The organism is Dermatobacter hominis (assembly GCF_020715685.1).
GTDB classification, from domain to species: Bacteria; Actinomycetota; Acidimicrobiia; order Acidimicrobiales; family Microtrichaceae; genus Dermatobacter; species Dermatobacter hominis.
The window spans coordinates 673,444-693,233 of sequence record NZ_CP085840.1 but is presented as its reverse complement, the minus strand read 5'-3'; the positions used below and the strand labels follow the sequence as shown (position 1 = coordinate 693,233).

The 19,790-nt window shown below is 73.0% G+C and carries 21 protein-coding genes; 11 read left to right on the top strand and 10 right to left on the bottom strand.

The features are described 5' to 3' along the window. Positions 1-17 precede the first annotated feature (17 nt). The gene (locus LH044_RS03280) at positions 18-593 is read left to right on the top strand and encodes a carboxymuconolactone decarboxylase family protein (RefSeq protein ID WP_227758372.1); all 576 of its coding nucleotides are present in this window, start codon (positions 18-20) and stop codon (positions 591-593) included. Beyond that, on the top strand, positions 590-1,435 hold the full coding sequence (locus tag LH044_RS03275) for an SDR family NAD(P)-dependent oxidoreductase (RefSeq protein ID WP_227758371.1): 846 nt from the start codon (positions 590-592) through the stop codon (positions 1,433-1,435). Before LH044_RS03280 ends, LH044_RS03275 begins: the two co-directional genes overlap by 4 nt. A 60-nt stretch (positions 1,436-1,495) precedes the next feature. Here the strand turns inward: LH044_RS03275 and LH044_RS03270 are convergent, their stop codons facing one another. The 10 genes from LH044_RS03270 to LH044_RS03225 form a co-directional block, all read right to left on the bottom strand. Then, a complete protein-coding gene (locus LH044_RS03270) occupies positions 1,496-2,176 on the bottom strand; it encodes an ATP-binding cassette domain-containing protein (RefSeq protein ID WP_374210586.1) in 681 nt (226 codons plus the stop codon). Between the two features lie 4 nt (positions 2,177-2,180). Beyond that, entirely contained in the window at positions 2,181-2,948 is a 768-nt protein-coding gene (gene urtD / locus LH044_RS03265; protein ID WP_227758369.1) for an urea ABC transporter ATP-binding protein UrtD, read from the bottom strand. Then, a complete protein-coding gene (urtC, locus tag LH044_RS03260) occupies positions 2,945-4,135 on the bottom strand; it encodes an urea ABC transporter permease subunit UrtC (protein ID WP_227758368.1) in 1,191 nt (396 codons plus the stop codon). Before urtC ends, urtD begins: the two co-directional genes overlap by 4 nt. Further along, positions 4,132-5,016: an urea ABC transporter permease subunit UrtB gene (gene urtB, locus LH044_RS03255; RefSeq protein ID WP_227758367.1), complete on the bottom strand. Its 885-nt coding sequence runs from the start codon at positions 5,014-5,016 to the stop codon at positions 4,132-4,134. The genes urtC and urtB overlap by 4 nt, the downstream gene beginning before the upstream one ends. A 135-nt stretch (positions 5,017-5,151) precedes the next feature. Beyond that, the gene (gene urtA / locus LH044_RS03250; RefSeq protein ID WP_227758366.1) at positions 5,152-6,423 is read right to left on the bottom strand and encodes an urea ABC transporter substrate-binding protein; all 1,272 of its coding nucleotides are present in this window, start codon (positions 6,421-6,423) and stop codon (positions 5,152-5,154) included. Between the two features lie 123 nt (positions 6,424-6,546). Then, positions 6,547-7,404 (bottom strand): urease accessory protein UreD, encoded by an 858-nt coding sequence (locus LH044_RS03245; RefSeq protein ID WP_227758365.1) that lies wholly within the window; start codon positions 7,402-7,404, stop codon positions 6,547-6,549. Next, positions 7,359-8,042, bottom strand: a complete 684-nt coding sequence (gene ureG / locus LH044_RS03240) for an urease accessory protein UreG (RefSeq protein ID WP_227758364.1) — start codon at positions 8,040-8,042, stop codon at positions 7,359-7,361. The genes LH044_RS03245 and ureG overlap by 46 nt, the downstream gene beginning before the upstream one ends. 59 nt (positions 8,043-8,101) lie before the next feature. After that, positions 8,102-8,749 (bottom strand): urease accessory protein UreF, encoded by a 648-nt coding sequence (locus LH044_RS03235; RefSeq protein ID WP_227758363.1) that lies wholly within the window; start codon positions 8,747-8,749, stop codon positions 8,102-8,104. A 16-nt stretch (positions 8,750-8,765) separates the two neighbouring features. Then, a complete protein-coding gene (locus LH044_RS03230) occupies positions 8,766-10,493 on the bottom strand; it encodes an urease subunit alpha (RefSeq protein ID WP_227758362.1) in 1,728 nt (575 codons plus the stop codon). After that, a complete protein-coding gene (locus LH044_RS03225; RefSeq protein ID WP_227758361.1) occupies positions 10,490-11,179 on the bottom strand; it encodes an urease subunit gamma in 690 nt (229 codons plus the stop codon). The genes LH044_RS03230 and LH044_RS03225 overlap by 4 nt, the downstream gene beginning before the upstream one ends. Before the next feature lie 113 nt (positions 11,180-11,292). On the opposite strand from LH044_RS03225, the gene LH044_RS03220 reads away from it, so the two are divergent. From LH044_RS03220 to LH044_RS03180, 9 genes are all read left to right on the top strand, one after another. Further along, a complete protein-coding gene (locus LH044_RS03220; RefSeq protein WP_227758360.1) occupies positions 11,293-12,333 on the top strand; it encodes a glutathione S-transferase family protein in 1,041 nt (346 codons plus the stop codon). 97 nt (positions 12,334-12,430) lie between these two features. Beyond that, on the top strand, positions 12,431-12,829 hold the full coding sequence (locus LH044_RS03215; RefSeq protein ID WP_227758359.1) for a TOBE domain-containing protein: 399 nt from the start codon (positions 12,431-12,433) through the stop codon (positions 12,827-12,829). Next, positions 12,826-13,689: a molybdate ABC transporter substrate-binding protein gene (modA, locus tag LH044_RS03210; protein WP_227758358.1), complete on the top strand. Its 864-nt coding sequence runs from the start codon at positions 12,826-12,828 to the stop codon at positions 13,687-13,689. The genes LH044_RS03215 and modA overlap by 4 nt, the downstream gene beginning before the upstream one ends. Beyond that, entirely contained in the window at positions 13,686-14,504 is an 819-nt protein-coding gene (locus tag LH044_RS03205) for an ABC transporter permease (RefSeq protein ID WP_374210527.1), read from the top strand. Before modA ends, LH044_RS03205 begins: the two co-directional genes overlap by 4 nt. Then, positions 14,501-15,610: an ABC transporter ATP-binding protein gene (locus LH044_RS03200; protein ID WP_227758356.1), complete on the top strand. Its 1,110-nt coding sequence runs from the start codon at positions 14,501-14,503 to the stop codon at positions 15,608-15,610. The genes LH044_RS03205 and LH044_RS03200 overlap by 4 nt, the downstream gene beginning before the upstream one ends. 37 nt (positions 15,611-15,647) lie before the next feature. Beyond that, positions 15,648-16,685, top strand: coding sequence for a sigma-70 family RNA polymerase sigma factor (locus tag LH044_RS03195; protein ID WP_227758355.1), 1,038 nt, complete (start codon positions 15,648-15,650; stop codon positions 16,683-16,685). 65 nt (positions 16,686-16,750) lie between these two features. Further along, positions 16,751-18,025, top strand: a complete 1,275-nt coding sequence (locus LH044_RS03190; protein WP_227758354.1) for an MFS transporter — start codon at positions 16,751-16,753, stop codon at positions 18,023-18,025. A gap of 285 nt (positions 18,026-18,310) precedes the next feature. Then, a complete protein-coding gene (locus tag LH044_RS03185) occupies positions 18,311-18,823 on the top strand; it encodes a pyridoxamine 5'-phosphate oxidase family protein (protein WP_227758353.1) in 513 nt (170 codons plus the stop codon). A gap of 19 nt (positions 18,824-18,842) precedes the next feature. Continuing rightward, positions 18,843-19,781, top strand: a complete 939-nt coding sequence (locus tag LH044_RS03180; protein WP_227758352.1) for a TIGR03621 family F420-dependent LLM class oxidoreductase — start codon at positions 18,843-18,845, stop codon at positions 19,779-19,781. Positions 19,782-19,790 lie beyond the last annotated feature (9 nt).

The window sequence follows — 19,790 nt, the reverse complement described above, 5'->3', positions numbered from 1 at the left end:
CGTCCTAGGGTGCCGGCGTGTCCGATCCCCATACCCCACCGAAGATCGCGCCCCTCGCCGACGCGGACGCGACCGAGGCGCAGCTCGCCGCCCTCGAGCCCCTCGGCCCGATGGCCGCGCTGCACATCTTCCGCACCCTGGCGGTGCACCCGAAGCTGTTCCGCAGCTGGCTCCCGTTCGGGGGACGGCTGCTCCAGGGCAGCACGCTGACGCCCCGGGCGAGGGAGCTCGCGATCCTGCGCACCGCTGCGCTCTGCGGGTCGGACTACGAGTGGGGCCAGCACGTGGGCATCGGCCGCGACGCCGGCCTGTCCGACGACGAGATCCTCGCCTGCGCGGTCCCGACGGAGCCGGGCGGCTGGGACGCGGTCGACCTGGCCGTCCTGACCGCGACCGAGGAGCTGGTCGACGGGCATCGCATGTCCGACGCGACCTGGGACGCGCTGACCCGCCTCGGCTGGACCGACCAGCAGCTCATCGAGCTCACGATGCTCGCCGGCCACTACGCCATGCTGGCGGGGATGCTGCGATCGGTCGGCGTCGAGCCCGAGGGGCCGCTGCCGGCGATCGGCCACGTGCGGGTCGAGCCGTGAGCGACGGCGGCGCCGTCGCCGGCGTGGGCCGGTTGGCCGGCCGCACCGCCGTCGTCGTCGGAGCGGGCCAGACGGCGGGGGAGACGGTCGGCAACGGGCGGGCGGTGGCGATCACGTTCGCCCGGGAGGGCGCGGCCCTGGTGCTGGCGGACCGCGACCCGTCGAGCCTGGCCGAGACCGCCCGCCTGGCCGCCGAGGCCGCCGCCGGCGCAGGCCACGAGCTCCCGGCGCCGGTCGAGGTGGTCGTCGACATCTCGGCGGACGACGGTCCCGACTCGCTCGTCGCCGCCGCCGTCGAGGCCCGCGGCGGCTTCGACGTCCTGCACAACAACGTCGGCATCGGTGCGGGCGACGCCCCGCCGCACCGCCTCGGCGACGAGGCCTACGACCGGATCATGGACGTCAACCTGCGGGCGCTGTGGCGCACGTGCCGCGCCGCGGTGCCCGTGCTGCGCGAGCAGGAGCGCAGCGCGATCGTGAACGTGTCCTCGCTGGCCGCGGTCGCGGCGGCCACGACCCTCACCGCCTACAAGCTGTCGAAGGCCGGCGTGAACGCCCTGACGCAGAGCCTGGCGCTGTCGAACGCCCGGCACGGCGTGCGGGCGAACGCGATCATGCCCGGGTTCATCGACACGCCGATGGCGGTCGACGCCGCGGCCGAGGCGCTCGACGTGGACCGCGCCGAGTACGCCGCCGGCCGGGCCGCGCTGGTCCCGCTCGGGCGGCAGGGGTCCGCCTGGGACGTCGCCAACGCCGCGCTGTTCCTGGCGTCCGACGAGGCCGCGTTCGTCACCGGCGTGGTGCTCGCGGTCGACGGCGGCCAGGCCGCCCGCATCGGCTGAGCGCGCCGGCATCTGCCGGGCGGGCCGTCGACCTCGACCGTGGGTGCCGTCGCCGGTCGATCAGACCGCCATGGCGGACCGGACCTCGTCGAGCGCGCCCTCGCCCCCGTCCCCGCTGCCGGTGATGCGACCGGACTCGAGCACGTAGTAGCGGTCGGTCGAGCGGAGCGCGAACCCGACGTGCTGCTCGACGAGCAGCACCGTGAGGTCGCCCCGCTTGGTGAGGTCGACGATCACCTGCTCGATCTCGGCGACGACGTTGGGCTGGATGCCCTCGGTCGGCTCGTCGAGGATGAGCAGGCGCGGCTTGGTCAGGAGGGTCCGGGCGATGGCCAGCTGCTGGCGTTGCCCGCCCGACAGCAGGCCGGCCCGCCGGCCCAGCAGGTCGGTGAGCGCCGGGAAGGTGTCGAGCACCTCGTCGATCTCCGATCTCACGGTGGAGACCAGCTGCAGGTTCTCGAGGGTCGTCATCTGCGGGAAGCAGAGCTGGCCCTGCGGGACGTAGCCGAGGCCGCGCTTCACGCGCTGGTTGGGCTTGGTCCTGGTCACGTCCTCACCGTCCAGGAGGACCTTGCCGGACTTCACCGGCAGCAGTCCGACGGCGACCCGCAGCAGCGTGGTCTTGCCGGCACCGTTGTGGCCCATCACGGCGGCGGCGCCGCCCTTGGGGATCGACACGCCGACGTCGAACAGGACCATCGTCCGCCCGTAGCCCGCGGTCACGTCGACCAGCTCGAGCATCGGATCAGCCATCTGCCGCCACCTCCGTCACGGTCCCCAGGTAGACCTCCTGCACCTTCGGGTCCGCCTGGATCTCGGCCACCGTCCCCTCGGCCAGCACCTTGCCGGCGTCCATCACCGTCACGAAGTCGGCGTAGCGGCGCATGAACTCCATGTCGTGCTCGATGACCACGATCGTGCGGTCGGGGGCGATGCGCCGCAGCAGGTCACCGGTCTCCTCCCGCTCGTCGGTGCTCATGCCGGCCACCGTCTCGTCGAGGAACATCACCTTGGCGTCCTGCACCAGGAGCATGCCCACCTCGAGCCACTGCTTCTGGCCGTGGGCGAGGATGCCGGCGGGCCGGTGCGCGAGATCGCTGAGCCCGATCATCTCGAGCGCCTCCTCGACCCGCTCCGACACGGACCGTCGCGCCCGCAGCAGGCTCCGGGCCCTGCGGTGCACGCCGTCGGCGATGTCGAGGTTCTGGAGCACGCTCAGCTGCTCGAAGACGGTCGCCGTCTGGAAGGTGCGACCGACCCCGAGCCGCACGATCTTGTGCGCCTTCATCTCCAACAGGTCGCGGTTCCGGAACATGGCCTCGCCGGTGCCCCGGACCAGTCCGGTGAGGGCGTCGACCAGCGTGGTCTTCCCGGCGCCGTTGGGTCCGATGAGGAAGTGGAGCCGGCCCTGCAGGAGCGTCACGTCCACGCCGTCGATCGCCTTGAACCCGTCGAAGTCCACGGTCAGCCCGCGGATCTCGAGGTAGTCCTCGCCGAGGAAGGAGGTCGTCATGCGATCGCCTCCGCCTCGGCGTTCACCAGCTCGACGTCGGTGCGGTCGTCCTTCGACGACCGGCTCGCCCACCGCGCCTTGATCCTCGGCCAGAGCGAGGCGATGCCGCCGGGGAGCAGGAGGATGACGAAGATGAACAGCGCACCCTGGAAGTAGGTCCACTGGGTCGGGAACGCCTCCGAGAGCGAGGACTGCCCGTAGCCCACGGCGATCGCGCCGAGCGCCGGGCCGAGCAGCGAGGCCCGACCGCCGAGGGCCACGCCGGCGATCATCATGATCGAGGCGGCGGCGTCGACGTTCGACGGCGAGATGATGCCCGCGATCGGGGCGAACATCGCCCCGCCGACGCTGGCCATGATCGCCGCCACGACGAACGCCACGAGCTTGATGTTGGCGGGGTCGTAGCCGAGGAACCGGATGCGCTCCTCGGCGTCGCGCGTGGCGACGAGCAGCTCGCCGAACCGGCTCCGGTACAGCTGCCACACCACGACCAGGAACAGGATCACGAGCCCGGCGGCGATCATGTAGAGGGTCTTCTTCACGCCGGGGTCGTACAGGTTCTGGCCGAAGAACGTGGTGAAGGTGTTGAGGCCGTTGAACCCGCCGGTCTGCTTGATCGTGGCGATCAGCAGCGTGGAGAACGCGACCGCCAGCGCCTGGGTGAGGATGGCGAAGTACGCGCCCTTCACGCGCCGCTTGAGGATCGCGTAGCCCAGGATGAACGACACGACCGCCGGGAGCGCGACGATCGCGAACAGGGTGAACGGGCCGCTGCGGAACGGCTCCCACCAGCTCGGCATCGTCGCGTCGCCGTAGAGGACCATGAAGTCGGGCACCTGCCCGGGGCCGGCGGCCTCGAGCTTCATGTGCATCGCCATGGCGTAGCCCCCGAGGCCGAAGAACACGCCCTGGCCCATGACGAGCATGCCGCCGCGGCCCCAGGCGAGCCCGATGCCGATCGCGGCCATCGCCCAGGCGCAGTACTTGCCGAGGTTGCCGAGTCGGAACGGGGTGAGCGCGCCGGGGGCCCAGACGAGCAGGACCAGCGCCAGGACCGCGATGGCGACGAGGGCGCCGTAGGAGCGGAGCAGCGAGCCGGCCGAGAACCGGCCGGGCGCACCGCCGGTGGACTCGATCTCGTCGGTGGCGTCCGGCGCATCGGCCGATTCGGCGGTGGTCGTCGTCATGCGAGCGACCTCGTCCGGACGGTGAACAGGCCCTGGGGTCGGATCTGCAGGAACACGACCACGAGGGCGAACGTGATGACCTGCGCCATCGAGCCGCTGATCCAGTCGGTCAGGAAGGCCGTGACCACGCCGACCACCCACGCGGCGATCACCGTGCCCTTGAGCTGGCCGACGCCGCCGGCCACGACGACGAGGAAGGCCGGGATGATGTAGGTCGCCCCGAGCGTCGGGTTGGTCCCGGAGATGAGGGCGATGGCGACGCCGCCGACGCCGGCCAGGCCGGAGCCGAGGAAGAACGTGATGCGATCGACGTTGCGGGTCGAGACGCCCATGGTCTCCGCCAGCTCGCGGTTCTGCACCGTGGCCCTGATCTGCCGACCGAACGAGCTGTACTTGAGGACCGCGCTGAGCGCGCCGAGCGAGGCGAGCGCGAGCACGATCGTGAAGAGCTGCCGGTGGGGCCAGTCGTAGCCGAAGACGGCGATGCTGCCCCGCAGCCACGTCGGCGGGCTCACCGGGTCGCCCTGGGCGCCGAAGATGTCCTTGGCGAGCTGCTGCAGGACCATGGCCACGCCGACCGTCACGAGGAGCGTGTCGAGCGGCCTCTTGTACATCCACTGGATGACCGACACCTCGAGCAGGAGGCCGAGCAGCCCGGCGATCACGAACGCCACCGGGATGGCGACGAGGATCGAGAGCCCGGTGCTGGTGATCACCTGCTGGGTGACGTAGGCCGCGTAGGCGCCGGCCATCAGGAACTCGCCGTTCGCCATGTTGATGACGCCCATCTGGCCGAACGTGAGCGTCAGGCCGAGCGCGGCGAGCAACAGGATGGCGCCGGTGGCGGTACCGGTGAGGAAGGGGGTGGTGAGGACGTCCATGCTCCGCTTTCAGAGGGGTCCCGAGCGCCGGGGGCGCTCGTCCGAACAGGTCGCCGCCGATCGGTCGGGGGTGCCGTGCGCTGCACGGCACCCCCGACCCGGCGGTGTGTCACGCCGGCGTGGGCCGGCCGGGACTCACTCCTTGTTCGGGTCCCACCAGTCGTAGCCCTCGAGGAACGGATCGGGCTCGATCGGCGCCTCGGAGCTCCAGACCACGTCGAACTGGTTCTCGGCGTTGATCTGGCCGATCAGACCCGTCTTGGCGATGTGGTGGTTGTCGCCGTTGACCGTGACGTTGCCCTCGGGCGCCGCGAAGGTCACGCCGTCGGCCGCCTCGTTGACGGCGTCGACGCAGAAGGACTTCGCCTTCTCGACCATGTTCTTGTAGAGGTACATGGACGTGTAGGCCGCCTCCATCGGGTCCGACGTCGGGCGGTCGGCGCCGTACTTGTCCTGGAAGGCCTTGATGAACGTGGCGTTCTCAGGGCTGTCGACGCTCTGGAAGTAGTTCCAGGCGGCGAACTGGCCGGTCACGTCCTCGCCCATGGCGGGGGCCTCCTCCTCGGCGATGGACACCGAGATGATCGGCGAGTTGTCCGGGCCGAGACCGGCCTCGTAGTACGCCTTGATGAAGCCGACGTTCGACGAGCCGTTGATCGTGTTGAACACGAAGTCGGGCTTGGCCGCCGCGATCTTGGCGACCTGCGTCGTCCAGTCGTCGCTGTCGAGCGGGACGTACTCCTCGCCGACGATCTCGATCCCGAGCTCCTCCGCGTACTGCTTGATGATCTTGTTCGCGGTGCGGGGGAACACGTAGTCGGAACCGGCCAGGAACAGCGTCTTCACGCCCTTGGACTTGAGGAAGTCCATGGCCGGGATGATCTGCTGGTTGGTCGTCGCGCCGGTGTAGTAGATGTTCTTCGACGCCTCGAGGCCCTCGTACTGCACGGGGTAGAAGAGCAGGCCCTTGTTGCCCTCGACGACCGGCAGCATCGCCTTGCGGGATGCCGAGGTCCACCCGCCGAACACGGCGGCGACCTCGTCCTGGGTCAGGAGCTTGTTGATCTTCTCGGCGAAGACGGTCGGCTCGCTCTGGCCGTCCTCCTCGACGACCTCGATCTGCTTGTCCATGATCCCGCCGGCGGCGTTGATCTCGTCGACGGCGAGCAGGAGCGAGTCCCGCACGGTCTGCTCGGAGATGGCCATCGGGCCGGAGGTGGAGTTCAGGAGGCCGAGCTTGACGGTGTCACCCTCGACGCAGGTGTCCCCGGAGGCCGACTCGCCGCTGCTCCCGGAGTCGCTGCCGCTGGACGAGTCATCGTCCGAGCTGCACGCGGCCGCGAACAGCGACAGCGCGGCGATGGATGCCAGCACGACCATGAGTGGTCGCAGGGTCTTCAAGGACATTGACGTCTCCCTTCGATCCCGCACGGATGTGCGAGTGGCGGGAACCTATGGACGGGAGGTGTCCTGTCGTTGACGGCCCTGTTTCCGGATCGTGACACGCATCTCACAGATGCGAGCGTTCCGTCACGTCCGGTCGTCGGGGCGCGGCAGCAGCGCGTCGAGCGCGCCCCGAGCTGCGTCGACCGACGACGCGACCGCGACGCCGAGCCGGCACGGGTCGGCGGGCTCGAGCACGGTGCCGGCGGCCTCCGGCGTCGAGCACGTCGGCCGGTCCGGACCGAGGCGGTCGTCCCGAGGTCCGACGACGAGCCGGTTGGCGACGGTGCGGGCGCCGTCGGTGCCGGCGGGGCCGGCCCAGCCGGGGACCGACGTGTCGATCGAGGTGAGCAGCACCCGTTCGCCCTCGACCTGCACGTCGAGGGTCGACCGGAGCGATCCGTGCTCCTCGTCGGCGCGGCCGAGGACGAGCACGTCGTCGAGCGTGACGTGCGCGCCGGCGGCTGCGTCGACCGTCGTGCGCGCGTCGTGGCGGGCGCGCCGGGTGAGGATCACCGGCTCCGGGCGCCAGTCGACCCGCGCTCCCTCGGCGACGCGGAGGTGGGTCTCCCAGCGGGTGCCGTCGCCGCGCGCCGCGTAGACCACGGTCGCGGCGACCGAGCGCACGGCCACGTCGAGGCCAGCTCCCACGTCCACGGTGACGCGGACGCGGTCCTCGCCCACGGGCGAGGCTCCGGACCCGACGAGCCACAACGTGGCGCCGTCCCAGCGGAACCACACGGGCGCGCTGCACAGCACGCCGTCGACCCGCACCGACCCGCCCGCGCCCCGCCGGAGCCGGACCGAGAGCTCGGTCCCGGTCCACCCGCTGACCGGTGGGGCCGGCGCGGCGTCGGATGGGAGAAGGGAGTGCACGGCGGTCGCGTCGGCGGGGCCGGTCAGCCGGCAGCCGGTGCGGCGGCGGGCATCTGCTCGCGGATCCACGTCGCGATCGGTGCCGCGCCCTCGGGGGCGTCGAGCGAGACGAAGACGGTCGGCAGGTCGCCCCGCTGCGCCGCGGCGTCGCGCGCCATGACGCCCAGGTCGGCGTGCACGAGGTGGGCGATGTCGATCTTGTTGACGACGAGGAGGTCCGAGCGCGTGACCCCGGGTCCGCCCTTCCGGGGGACCTTGTCGCCGCCCGCCACGTCGAGCACGAACAGCTGCACGTCCACGAGGCCCTTCGAGAACGTGAGCGTCAGGTTGTCGCCGCCGCTCTCGACGAGGACCAGGTCGAGCGGGCCCTCGCGCGCCTCGAGGTCCTCGATCGCGTCGAGGTTGGCGGTGATGTCCTCGCGGATCGCGGTGTGGGGGCAGCACCCGGTCTCGACCGCCACGATGCGGGCGGCGTCGAGCACGCCGCGGCGCTTGAGCGTGTCGGCGTCCTCGGTCGTGTAGATGTCGTTGGTCACGACGCCGATGCGCAGCTCGTCGGACATGAGCGCGCACAGGGCGGCCACGAGCGCGGTCTTGCCGGTCCCCACCGGTCCGCCGATGCCCACCCGGAAGGCGCCGTCGACCGGGTCGCGCCGGGGGGAGCCGTGGTCGTGGTCGTGGTCGTGGTCGGTCCCGATGTCGTGCACGGTGGTGGCGCTCCTGGTTCGTGGGCGGTCGCGTTCGCGGTCGCGTCGGTGGGTGGGGGTCAGCTGCGGAACAGGCGGGTGGGCATGGCCGACTGTGCCTCCACGTCGATCTCGGCGAACGGGGTCGACGCGTGGGGCAGGTCGTCCGCTGCGACCAGCCCGACGGTCGAGCGGGCGACGTCGTCCACGTCGGTGCGGAGGTCGTGCAGCACCGCGGCCACGTCGAACGGGTCGAGCGACAGCAGGCGCAGCCCGGCGGCGGAGAGCGTGGCGGCCGTGCCGTGCGCGGCGGCCAGGGCCGCCTCGTCGGGGTCGCAGCCGACCGCCGTCCCGAGCAGGCCGAGCGCGACCGGCTGCACCGGCGGCCGCCCGTCGGCGAGCGCGATCGGCCGGCCCGGCACCACCCTCGACGCGGTCCGGGCCAGCGATCGCCCGAGCGAGCGCGCCGTCGCCCTGGCGGTGGCGCTCGGCGTGCGCACGCACCAGGCCGCATCGAGCTCGTCGCTGTCCACCCCACCGGCCGCGAGCCGGGTCGCGGCGACGTCGGTCCGGCCCGTGGTCCACAGGCGGCACGTCACGTAGGCGGCCAGCGACGCGACGTCGCAGACCCGCCCGGCGTCGACCGCGGCCTCCAGACCGTGGCTGTGCGCGTGGGCGCCGTCGGGGAACCGCCCGTCGGCGAGGAGGAGCAGGGCGGCGACCGACACGTGGATCCGCTCCGGCTCAGAAGAGGAAGTACCGCTGGGCCATGGGGAGCTCCCGGGCCGGGTCCTGCTCGATCTCGTCGCCGTCCACGGTCACCATGAAGGTGTCGGGGTCCACGGCGATGTCGGGGAGCGCGTCGTTGTTCACCATGTCGGCCTTGGTCACGGCCCGGCAGTCCTCGACCGCCACGACGCGGTGCGCGAGCCCCAGCCGCTCCGCCAGCCCGTCGTCGACCGCGGCCGGGGCGACGAACGCCAGCGACGTGTGGCCGGCGGTGCGGCCGTGGGCGCCGAACATCGGTCGGGGGAGCACCGGCTGCGGCGTCGGGATGGACGCGTTGGCGTCGCCCATCGCACCCCAGGCGATCACGCCGCCCTTCACGACCACGTGGGGTCGCACGCCGAAGAACCGCGGGTCGTAGAGGACGAGGTCGGCGAGCTTGCCCGGTTCGACGGAGCCGATCTCGCCGGCGAGGCCGTGGGCGACCGCCGGGCAGATCGTGTACTTCGCCACGTAGCGCTTGGCCCGCTCGTTGTCGGCCCGGCCGTCGCCCGCGAGCGCACCGCGCCGCCGCTTCATGACGTGGGCGGTCTGCCACGTCCGGATGACCACCTCGCCGATCCGGCCCATCGCCTGGGAGTCCGAGCCGATCATCGAGATCGCGCCGAGGTCGTGCAGGACGTCCTCGGCCGCGATCGTGGACGGGCGGATCCGGCTCTCGGCGAAGGCCAGGTCCTCGGGCACCGACGGGTTGAGGTGGTGGCAGACGATCAGCATGTCGAGGTGCTCGTCCGCCGTGTTCACGGTGTGGGGCCTCGTCGGGTTGGTCGAGCTGGGCAGCACGTTCGGCTCGCCGGCGACCGTGATGATGTCGGGTGCGTGGCCGCCGCCCGCACCCTCGGTGTGGTACGAGTGGATCGACCGGCCGGCGATCGCCCCGAGCGTCGTCTCCACGAAGCCCGCCTCGTTCAGCGTGTCGGTGTGCAGCGAGGCCTGGACGCCGGCCTCGTCGCACACCCGCAGGCACGCGTCGATGGCCGCCGGCGTCGACCCCCAGTCCTCGTGGAGCTTGAAGCCGCTCGCACCGGCGCGCAGCTGCTCCCACATCGACTCGGCCGAGACCGTGTTGCCCTTGCCGAGCAGCACGAGGTTGAGCGGCCAACCGTCCATCGAGGTGAGCATCGACGACAGGTGGAACGGCGAGGCGGTCACCGTGGTCGCCTTCGTCCCCTCCGCCGGTCCGGTGCCCCCGCCGATCACCGTGGTGATCCCGGTCGCCAGCGCGGTGTCCAGCACCTGCGGGCAGATCAGGTGGACGTGGCAGTCGATCGCACCCGCCGTGAGGATCCTGCCGTTGCCGGCGAGCACCTCGGTCGACGGACCGATGACGAGGTCGGGGTGGACGCCGTCCATGGTGTCCGGGTTGCCGGCCTTTCCGAGCGCCGTGATCCGGCCGTCCTTGATGCCGACGTCCGCCTTGACGACGCCCCAGTGGTCGAGCACGACGGCGCCGGTGATCACCATGTCGGGTGCGCCCTGCGCCGCGGTCCGCAGCGACTGGCCCATGGACTCGCGGATGACCTTGCCGCCGCCGAAGACGGCCTCGTCGCCGGCGAGGCCCGGCCCGCCGCAGAGGTCCTGCTCGATCTCGATCAGGAGGTCCGTGTCCGCGAGCCGGATCCGATCGCCCGCGGTCGGGCCGTAGAGCGCGGCGTACCGGGCCCGCGACAGCGCCGGGCCGCTCACGACCGGCCTCCGGTCGCACTCGGGGTGCCGTCGATCGTCCCCGGCGGGGGGTGCAGCCCACGGAACCCGGCGGTCACGCCCGCTCCGGCGAACGCGACGAGCTCGACCTCCATCGTGATGCCCGGCTCGAACCGGACGCTCGTCCCGGCCGGGACGGCGAGCCGCCGGCCGACCGCCGCCGCGCGGTCGAAGCGCAGCGCCTCGTTGGTCTCGGCGAAGTGGAAGTGGGACCCGACCTGGACCGGGCGGTCGCCGGTGTTGAGCACCGTCAACGCGACGAGCTCGCGGCCCTCGAGCAGCACGACGTCGCCGTCGCCGAGCAGCACCTCGCCCGGGACCAGCCGCGACCCCGGGCCCGGATCGTCGCCGGGCGCCAGCGCGGCCGGTTGGATCGGTCCGTGCAGGGTCACCAGCTTCGTCCCGTCGGGGAACGTCGCCTCCACCTGGAGCTCGTCGATGAGCACCTCGACGCCCTCCATCACGTCGGAGGTGTCGAGCACGTCGCGCCCCTCGGACATGATCGCGGCGACCGACATCCCGTCGCGTGCGGACTCGAGCACCCAGTCGGTGAGGACCGCGACCGCCTCGGGGTGGTTCAGCAGCAGCCCCCGCTCCCGTCGTCGCCGCGCCACGTCGGCGGCGCCGTGCACCAGCAGCCGTTCCTGTTCGTGGGGCGAGAGGAGCATCGGACCTCCGTGGCGCGCGCGAGCGGCGGTGTCGGGGCCCGATCGGTCCCCGGGGCCGGCGACGGTGCCGGGACCGGGGTGGCGGGCACGATACCGCGGGGTAGGGACCGTCCATGACCGACCAGGACGGGCAGGCCGAGGGCACCTACGTCGCCGGTGGCGGCAGCTTCGAGCGCGACACCCGCTACATCGACAGCCGGATCACCCGCGACGGCCGGGACGGGTACCCGGTCGAGCCGGGGCGCTACCGGCTGGTCGTGAGCCGGGCCTGCCCGTGGGCGAGCCGGCTGGTGATCGTGCGCCGGCTGCTCGGCCTCGAGGGCGCGCTGTCGATGGCCGTCGCCGCACCCACCCACGGCGAGCGCAGCTGGAACTTCGGCCTCGACCCCGGTGGCGTCGATCCGGTGCTCGGCATCCACGAGCTCCGGGAGGCCTACCTCCGGCGCATCCCGGACTACCCGAAGGGCATCACGGTCCCGGCGATCGTCGACACGACGACCGGCGAGGTGGTCACGAACGACTTCGTCCCGATGAGCCTGGACCTGTCGAGCGAGTGGACCGAGCTCCACCGCGAGGGGGCGCCCGACCTCTACCCCGAGGCGCTCCGCGACGAGATGGAGGAGGTGATGCGCGGGATCTACCGGGACGTGAACAACGGCGTCTACCGCTGCGGGTTCGCCGGCTCGCAGTCCGCGTACGAGGACGCCTACGAGCGCCTCTTCGCCCGCCTGGACGAGGTGTCCTCGCGCCTCGAGGACCGGCGCTACCTGGTGGGGGACCACATCACCGAGGCCGACATCCGGTTGTTCACGACGCTGGTCCGCTTCGACGCCGTGTACCACGGCCACTTCAAGTGCAACCGGCAGAAGCTGTCGGAGATGCCGGTGCTGTGGCCCTACGCCCGCGACCTGTTCCAGACGCCGGGCTTCGGCGACACGGTCGACTTCGACCACATCAAGGCGCACTACTTCTGCGTCCACCGCGACATCAACCCGACCGGGATCGTGCCGCTCGGCCCCGACCTGCGGGGATGGCTCGACCCGCACGGCCGGGAGGAGCTCCCCGGCACGCCCTTCGGAGAGGGCACGGCGCCCGGGCCGCCCCCGTCCGACGAGGTCGTGGTCGATCAGCTCGGCGTCCACCGCCTCGCCTGACCCGACTGGCGGGGGACCCCAGCGCCGGGATCGCACCTGCCGCCCGACGGACCTGCCAACCTCGCAGATGCGAGGTCGGTGATAGATTCCAGGCCGCATGTCAAGCTACGGCACCCAGCAGGTGGCCGAGCTCCTCGGCGTCAGCGTGGACACGGTCCGGCGCTGGTGCGACGAGGGCCGGCTGCCCACCACCCGTGACGACGGCGGTCGGCGCCTCGTCGAAGGCCGCGATCTGGCCGCCTACCTGAGCGAGCAGACGCCGCCGTACGCGGTCGAGTCCGGCGAGCTCCACTCGGCGCGCAACCGCTTCACCGGCATCGTGACGCGGGTCGAGCGCGACGGCGTCGCCGCCGTGGTCGAGATCCACGCGCCGCCCCACCGGCTGGTGTCGCTGCTCACGCGCGAGGCGGTCGACGAGCTCGACCTCCAGCCCGGCGACCTCGCCACCGCGTCCGTGAAGTCCACCAACGTGACCGTGGAGGTCCCCCGCCCGTGAACGCGCGCCCGACCACCGGTCGGGGCCGCCGGCTCGCGGCCGCCCCGCTGCTGGCCCTGCTCCTCGCGCTCGGGATCGTGGCCGCGGCGTGCGGCGGCGACGACGCCGCCTCGTCCAACGCTGCCTCGTCGGACGCCGACTCGTCGGACACCGGCTCGTCGGACACAGCGGCGGCGACGGTCACCGGCGACCTCACCGTGTCGGCCGCCGCGTCGCTCGAGGGGGCGTTCACGACGATCGGCGAGGAGTTCGAGGCGGCCCACCCCGGCACGACGGTCACGATCAACTTCGGCTCGTCGGGCGACCTCGCGACCCAGATCCAGGGCGGCGCACCGGCCGACGTGGCGGCGTTCGCCGCAGAGTCCGACATGACCGAGCTGTCCGACGCGGGGCTGCTCGACGGCTCGTCCGAGATCTTCGCCACGAACGAGCTGGTCATCGTCACCGAGCCCGGCAACCCCGCCGGCATCGAGGGTTTGTCGGACCTGGCGAGCGCCGGCGTCGTCTCGCTCTGCGCGGCGACCGCGCCGTGCGGGCGCTACGCCGACCGGGTGCTCGCCGACGCCGGCGTCACGATCCCCGCCGACCGGATCACGCGCGGGCAGGACGTGCGGGCCACGCTGACCGCGGTCACGCAGGGCGATGCCTCGGCCGGCATCGTGTACGTCACCGACGCCCGGGCCGCCGGCGACGCGGCGACGAGCGTCGAGATCCCGGCCGACCGGAACGCCGTGGCGAGGTACCCGATCGCGGTGGTGGGGGCCACGGAGAACGCAGGCGCCGCCGAGGCGTTCATGGACTTCGTGCTCGCTCCCCGGGCCCGGGAGGTCCTCGAGGCGGCCGGCTTCGGCGCGCCGTGACCGCGGCGGCGGGACCACGGCGCGGGCGGCGACGTCCGCCGCTCGCGGTCGTCGCCCTGGCCGGGGTGGCCGTCGCGCTGTTCGTCCTGCCGCTCGTCGGGCTGCTCGTGCGGGTGCCGTGGTCGGACCTCTGGGCCGACCTCGGCACGGACGAGTCGCGCCAGGCCCTGCGGCTCTCCCTCCTCTGCACGGTGGCGTCCGCCGTCCTCTCCGTCGTCCTCGGCCTCCCGCTGGCCTGGGTGCTGGCCCGGCTCACCTTCCCGGGTCGGTCGGTGCTGCGCGCCCTCGTCCTCCTGCCCCTGGTGCTCCCCCCGGTCGTCGGCGGCGTCGCGCTCCTCTCCGCGTTCAGCCGCACCGGCGTGGTCGGTGCGCGCCTGTACGACTGGTTCGGCATCCAGCTGACGTTCTCGGTCTGGGGGGTCGTCGTCGCCACCACGTTCGTCGCGCTGCCGTTCTTCGTGATCACCGTCGAGGCCGCCCTCCGCGGCACCGACCGGCGGTACGAGGACGTGGCGCACACGTTGGGCGCCGGCCGCTGGACGGTGTTCCGGCGCGTGACGCTCCCGGCGATCGCCCCGTCGGTCGGCGCCGGCGCCGTGCTCGCCGGCGCCCGGGCGCTCGGGGAGTTCGGGGCCACGATCACGTTCGCCGGCAACATCGTGGGCCGGACCCAGACGATGCCGCTCGCGATCTACATGGCGCTGCAGGGCGACACCGACCGGGCGGTCGGGCTGAGCCTCGTCCTCCTCGCGATCAGCGCGGCGGTCATGGTCGTCGCCGTGCGCGACCGCTGGGCCCCGGGCGGCGGCCCGTGAGCGGCGGCGGGGCGGCACCGCTGCGGTCGGAGGGCGGCGTCGACGCGACAGTCGGGCTGGGCCTCGGCAGTCTGGAGCTCGACGTGTCGGTGCGGGTGGGCCCGGGCGAGGTGCTGGCCGTGCTGGGCCCCAACGGCGCGGGGAAGTCCACGCTGCTGCGCTGCCTCGCCGGCCTCCAGGCGATCGAGCGGGGTCGGATCGTGCTCGACGCCGCGGTCGCGGACGACCCGTCGACCGGCACCTTCGTGTTCGCCGAGGCGCGCCGGGTCGGCGTCGTCTTCCAGGACCACCTCCTGTTCCCGAACCTGGACCTGACCGCCAACGTGGCCTTCGGGCTCCGTGCCCGCGGCGTCGCCCGCGCCGAGGCCGACGAGCGCGCCCGGTGCTGGCTCGGCCGCGTGGGCCTCGCCGGCGTGGCGCGGTCGCGACCCGGCTCGGTCTCGGGCGGACAGGCCCAGCGGGCCGCGCTGGCGAGGGCGCTGGTGACCGATCCCGCCGTCCTCCTCCTCGACGAGCCGCTGTCGGCGCTCGACGTGGGCACGCGCGCGGCGCTGCGGCGCGACCTCCGTCGCCACCTCGCCGAGTTCGCAGGGGCGACGGTGCTCGTCACCCACGACGCGCTGGACGCGCTCGCGCTGGCCGACCGGGTCGCCATCCTCGAGGACGGCCGCGTCACGCAGGCGGGCATGCTGGCGGAGGTCACCGGGACGCCCCGCACGCCGTACGTCGCCGAGCTCATGGGGACGAACCTGCTGGCGGGGACGGCCGTGGGGACCGAGGTCGCGCTCGAGGGCGGCTCGTGGGCGCCGGGCCCGCCGGCGACGGTCGTCGTCGGGGAGCCGCACGACGGACCGGTGCTCGTGCTGGTCCGGCCCAGCTCCGTGACCCTGCACCGGGACGAGCCGACCGGGAGCCCCCGGAACCGCTGGCACGGGACGATCGCCGGCTTCGACCTGCTCGGCGACCGGGTCCGGGTGCGGCTCGACGGGCCGGTCCCACTGGTCGCCGAGGTGACCGCCGCGGCCGTGGCCGACATGGGCCTCGCCGAGGGCACGTCGGTGTGGGCGGCGGTCAAGGCCACCGACCTGGCGGTCGTGGAGCGCTGAGCCCCGGCTGTCGGGGTCGTTCCCTACTGTGGGGGGCATGAGCTCCGACCGTGCGCCGTCCGGGACGTCCACCGCCACCTCGCCGCTCGACGACGTCCAGCTCGACGCCGAGCTCGACGCCGCGTTCGAGCGCCACCGAAAGGAGCTCACCGGCTACTGCTACCGCATGCTCGGCGCGCCGTCCGAGGCCGAGGACGCCGTGCAGGAGACCATGCTGCGGGCCTGGCGGGCCGCCGACCGGTTCGAGGGTCGCTCCGCCGCCCGCACGTGGCTCTACCGGATCGCCCACAACGTCTGCATCGACATGCACCGCAGCCCCCAGCGCCGCGCCCGCCCGATGGAGATGGGCCCGGCGTCGCGCACCGCGGACCTGGTCCTCGGCGACCAGCGCGAGGAGCACGTGTTCGTCCAGCCGGCTCCCGACGCCCTGGTGGTCGACCTGTCCGCCGATCCGGCCGACGTGGCCGCGGCGCGGGAGTCCATCCGGCTCGCCTTCGTCGCCGCGCTGCAGCACCTGCCGCCGAAGCAGCGGTCGGTCCTCATCCTGTGCGAGGTCCTCCGCATACCCGCGGCCGAGGTCGCCGACCTCCTGGACACCACCGTGGCGTCGGTCAACAGCGCACTGCAGCGAGCCCGAGCCACGCTGTCGGACCTCCGGCCCGACGGGCTCGACGACCCGCTCGACGACCGCCACCAGCAGCTGCTCGAGCGCTATGTCGACGCCTTCGAGCGCTACGACATCGCCGAGCTGGTCACCCTGCTGCGCGACGACGCGGTGCTGTCGATGCCCCCGTGGGACACGTGGATCCAGGGCCGGGACGAGATGCGCGACTTCTACCTCGGCCCCGGGTGCAAGTGCCGGGGCAGCCGGCTCCTGCCGATCGCGCTCAACGGGTGCGCGGGCTTCGCGCAGTACCGGCAGACCTCGCCGGGGGTGTGGGAGCCGTGGAGCATGCAGGTGATCGAGGTCGCCGACGGCCGGATCAGCGCCCACCACAACTTCCTGTACCCCGAGATGTTCACCGCCTTCGGGTTCCCCGAACGGCTCACCGATCCGGCGCCCGACGCCGGCTGATCCGGCGTCGGCGGGTGCGGCGCTCGTCGTTCGGCATCCGGAGGAGCGCGGGGTAGGTTCGGCCGGTGACCACCCCCGCCGACGCCTCCGCCGCGCCCGGCGCCGGCGACCCCGAGTTCGACGTCCCCGAGGACCCCACCGCCTCCGAGAATTTCACCGCCCCCGAGGACCCCACCGCCCCCGAGGACCGCGGCTCGCTGTTCAGCGTCGGGTTCGCGATGGTGACGCTGGCGACCTTCGCCTACTTCCTGGCGCTCGGTGCGCTCCTGCCCACGCTGCCCCTCTACGTGGAGGACGAGCTGGGCGGCAGCAGCGTGGCGGTCGGTGTCGTGGTGGGCAGCTTCGCGATCTCCGCCGCCCTGCTCCGGCCCTTCGCCGGCCGGATCGGCGACACCCGGGGCCGGCGCGTCCTGGTCATCGGGGGCTCGCTCGTCATGGGCCTCTCGGTGCTGGCCTACACGGTGGTCACCAACGTCGTCGGACTGGTCCTGCTGCGCCTCCTGACCGGCGCGGGCGAGGCGGCCATGTGGGTCGGCGCCGCGACCGCCATCCAGGACATGGCACCCGACGACCGCCGCGGCGAGGCCGCCTCGTACTTCTCGGTGTCGCTCTACGCCGGCCTGGCCTTCGGTCCGCTGATCGGCGAGACCCTGCGCGACAGCTCGGGCTTCCACGCGGTGTGGATCTTCGCCGGCTGCTGCGGGCTCGTCGCCTGCCTGTTCGGATGGGGGACGCCCCGGGACGTGCGCCGCGAGCCCCAGCCCTTCCGCCTCCTGCACCCTGCCGCCGTCGGCCCGGGGTCGATCCTGCTGCTCGGCATGCTGCCGTTCATCGGCTTCGCCACCTTCATCGCGCTCTACGGACCCGAGGTGGGCGTCGACGACGTGGCGCCGCTCCTGCTCGGCTACGGCATCCTCGTGCTCGCCATCCGCGTGGTCGGCGCCAAGCTGCCCGACCGGCTCGGCTGGACGCGCGCCTCGTCGGCCGCGCTCGCGGTCCTCGCCGTCGGCGGGCTCGTGCTCGGCCTCTGGCACGGGGTCGGCGGCATCTGGCTCGCCGTCGTCGCCCTGGCCATCGGCATGTCGCTGCTGTTCCCGGCGCTGTTCAGCGCCACGGTCGCGAGCGTGCCCGAGACCGAGCGGGGCCAGGCCGTCGGCACGTTCTCGCTCGCGTTCGACCTGGCCAACGGCCTCGGGCCGGCGCTGCTCGGGATCATCGTGGCGCTCGGCAGCTACCAGGTGGCCTTCGCCGTCGCGGGCCTGGCCGCCGCCGCCGGTCTCGGGCTCGTCGGCCCGGTCGCCCGGCGGGCCGCCCGCCACGAGGCTGCGGCTGTCGGCTGACGCGGCCATCGAGCTCCCGGCCGTCGGGTCGCGCACCTCGACGTCCCCGCCCCGGTCCCGGCGGGGACGGTCGCCGCCGACGTGGTCGGGTGGGGGCTTCCTGCACCGGCGGCTCCGGCCGGGGCGAGGACGCTCGTGGTGGTCACGTCGGCCATGTTCACGGTCCTGGCTGGGTGCCGGCCGGGAACGGGCGGCGAGCTCCCGCAGACGGGGCATGATGGGGCGATCGGGCGCGACGCCCGCCGTGGCGGCGCCCAGCCGCCGACCGAGCAACCGGGGGACGGGGTGGGATCGAACCAGCGCAGCCAGGTCGAGATGACGGAGGCCGAGATCGACGAGTTCGTCGTGAACAGCCGCACGTGCACGCTCGCGACGATCGGCGCCGACGGCCGCCCGCACCTCGTGGCCATGTGGTACGCCGTGGTCGACGGCCAGATCTGGTTCGAGACGAAGTCCCGCTCGCAGAAGGCCGTGAACCTCCGCCGCGACCCGCGAGTGACCCTGCTGATCGAGGACGGCCTGACGTACGACAAGCTCCGGGGGGTCGCGATCGACGGGACGGCCGAGGTCGTCGAGGACCCCGACGTGCTCTGGAAGGTCGGCGTCAGCGTGTGGGAGCGCTACAACGGCCCGTACACCGAGGAGATGAAGCCGCTCGTCGAGTTCATGCTCCAGAAGCGCGTGGCGGTCAGGGTCGACCCGACCCGGACCCGATCGTGGGACCACCGCAAGCTCGGCATGGACGCGATGGAGCTGGGCGGGTCGACCGCCGAGCACCTCGACGACCAGCTCCGCTGACGACCAGGAGATCGGCACCGTGGCCCACCCACGCACCTTCCGCTTCGCCGCCGAGCTGCACGAGCCGCTCGAGGGGCGGACGTGGATCGAGTCGTTCCAGGAGCTCGAGGACCTCGGGTACTCGACGCTGTTCCTGCCCGACCACTTCGACGAGGGTCCGGGACCGCTCGCGACCCTCGGCGCGGCTGCGGCGGTCACGTCGACGCTGCGCATCGGGGTGCTCGTGCTCGACTGCGACTACCGCCACCCCGCGGTGGTCCACCGCGAGCTCGCCACGCTCGACGTGCTCTCCGAGGGCCGGCTCGAGGTGGGGCTCGGCGCCGGGTGGAAGCGCACCGACTACGACAAGACGGGCATCCCGATGGACCGCCCCGGCGTCCGGGTCGACCGGATGATCGAGCACACCGCGGTGCTCAAGGGGCTGTTCGCCGGCGGCCCGTTCACCTTCCACGGCGAGCACTACACGATCACCGACCTGGAGGGGACGCCGGCGCCGCACTCGACGGGCGGCCCGCCCATCCTCATCGGCGGGGGCGCCCGCCGGGTGCTCGGCTTCGCGGCGCGCCACGCGGACATCGTCGGTGTGAACGCGTCGATCCACTCGGGCGAGATCGACACCGAGGCCGCGCACGACGCGCTCCCGGAGCGCATCGACGAGAAGGTGGCCCGCGTGCGCGAGGCGGCCGGCGACCGCTTCGACGACCTGGAGCTCAACGCGTGGCTGTCGGTCGCCCAGATCACCGACGACACCGAGGGCGTCGCCGCCCTGGTCGCCGAGCTGTTCTCCGCCCGCCCCGAGGAGGTGCTGGCCTCGCCGCTCGCGCTCATCGGCAGCGAGGCCGAGGTCGGGGACCGGTTGCGGGAGCGCCGCGAGCGCTGGGGCTACTCGTACACGGTCGTGCCGGGCGCCGAGGCGAGGGCCTTCGCCCCCGTCGTGCAGTCGCTCACCGGCACCTGAACCGCTGTC

What these genes read in the sequence shown, in the direction of transcription:
- LH044_RS03270 (WP_374210586.1), bottom strand. Translation starts at nt 2,176, where the DNA reads ATGCTCGAGCTGGTCGACGTGACCGCGGGCTACGGGCGGACGATGGTC.
- urtD (WP_227758369.1), bottom strand. Translation starts at nt 2,948, where the DNA reads ATGACGACCTCCTTCCTCGGCGAGGACTACCTCGAGATCCGCGGGCTG.
- urtC (WP_227758368.1), bottom strand. Translation starts at nt 4,135, where the DNA reads ATGACGACGACCACCGCCGAATCGGCCGATGCGCCGGACGCCACCGAC.
- urtB (WP_227758367.1), bottom strand. Translation starts at nt 5,016, where the DNA reads ATGGACGTCCTCACCACCCCCTTCCTCACCGGTACCGCCACCGGCGCC.
- urtA (WP_227758366.1), bottom strand. Translation starts at nt 6,423, where the DNA reads ATGTCCTTGAAGACCCTGCGACCACTCATGGTCGTGCTGGCATCCATC.
- LH044_RS03225 (WP_227758361.1), bottom strand. Translation starts at nt 11,179, where the DNA reads ATGCTCCTCTCGCCCCACGAACAGGAACGGCTGCTGGTGCACGGCGCC.
- LH044_RS03220 (WP_227758360.1), top strand. Translation starts at nt 11,293, where the DNA reads ATGACCGACCAGGACGGGCAGGCCGAGGGCACCTACGTCGCCGGTGGC.
- LH044_RS03215 (WP_227758359.1), top strand. Translation starts at nt 12,431, where the DNA reads ATGTCAAGCTACGGCACCCAGCAGGTGGCCGAGCTCCTCGGCGTCAGC.
- LH044_RS03195 (WP_227758355.1), top strand. Translation starts at nt 15,648, where the DNA reads ATGAGCTCCGACCGTGCGCCGTCCGGGACGTCCACCGCCACCTCGCCG.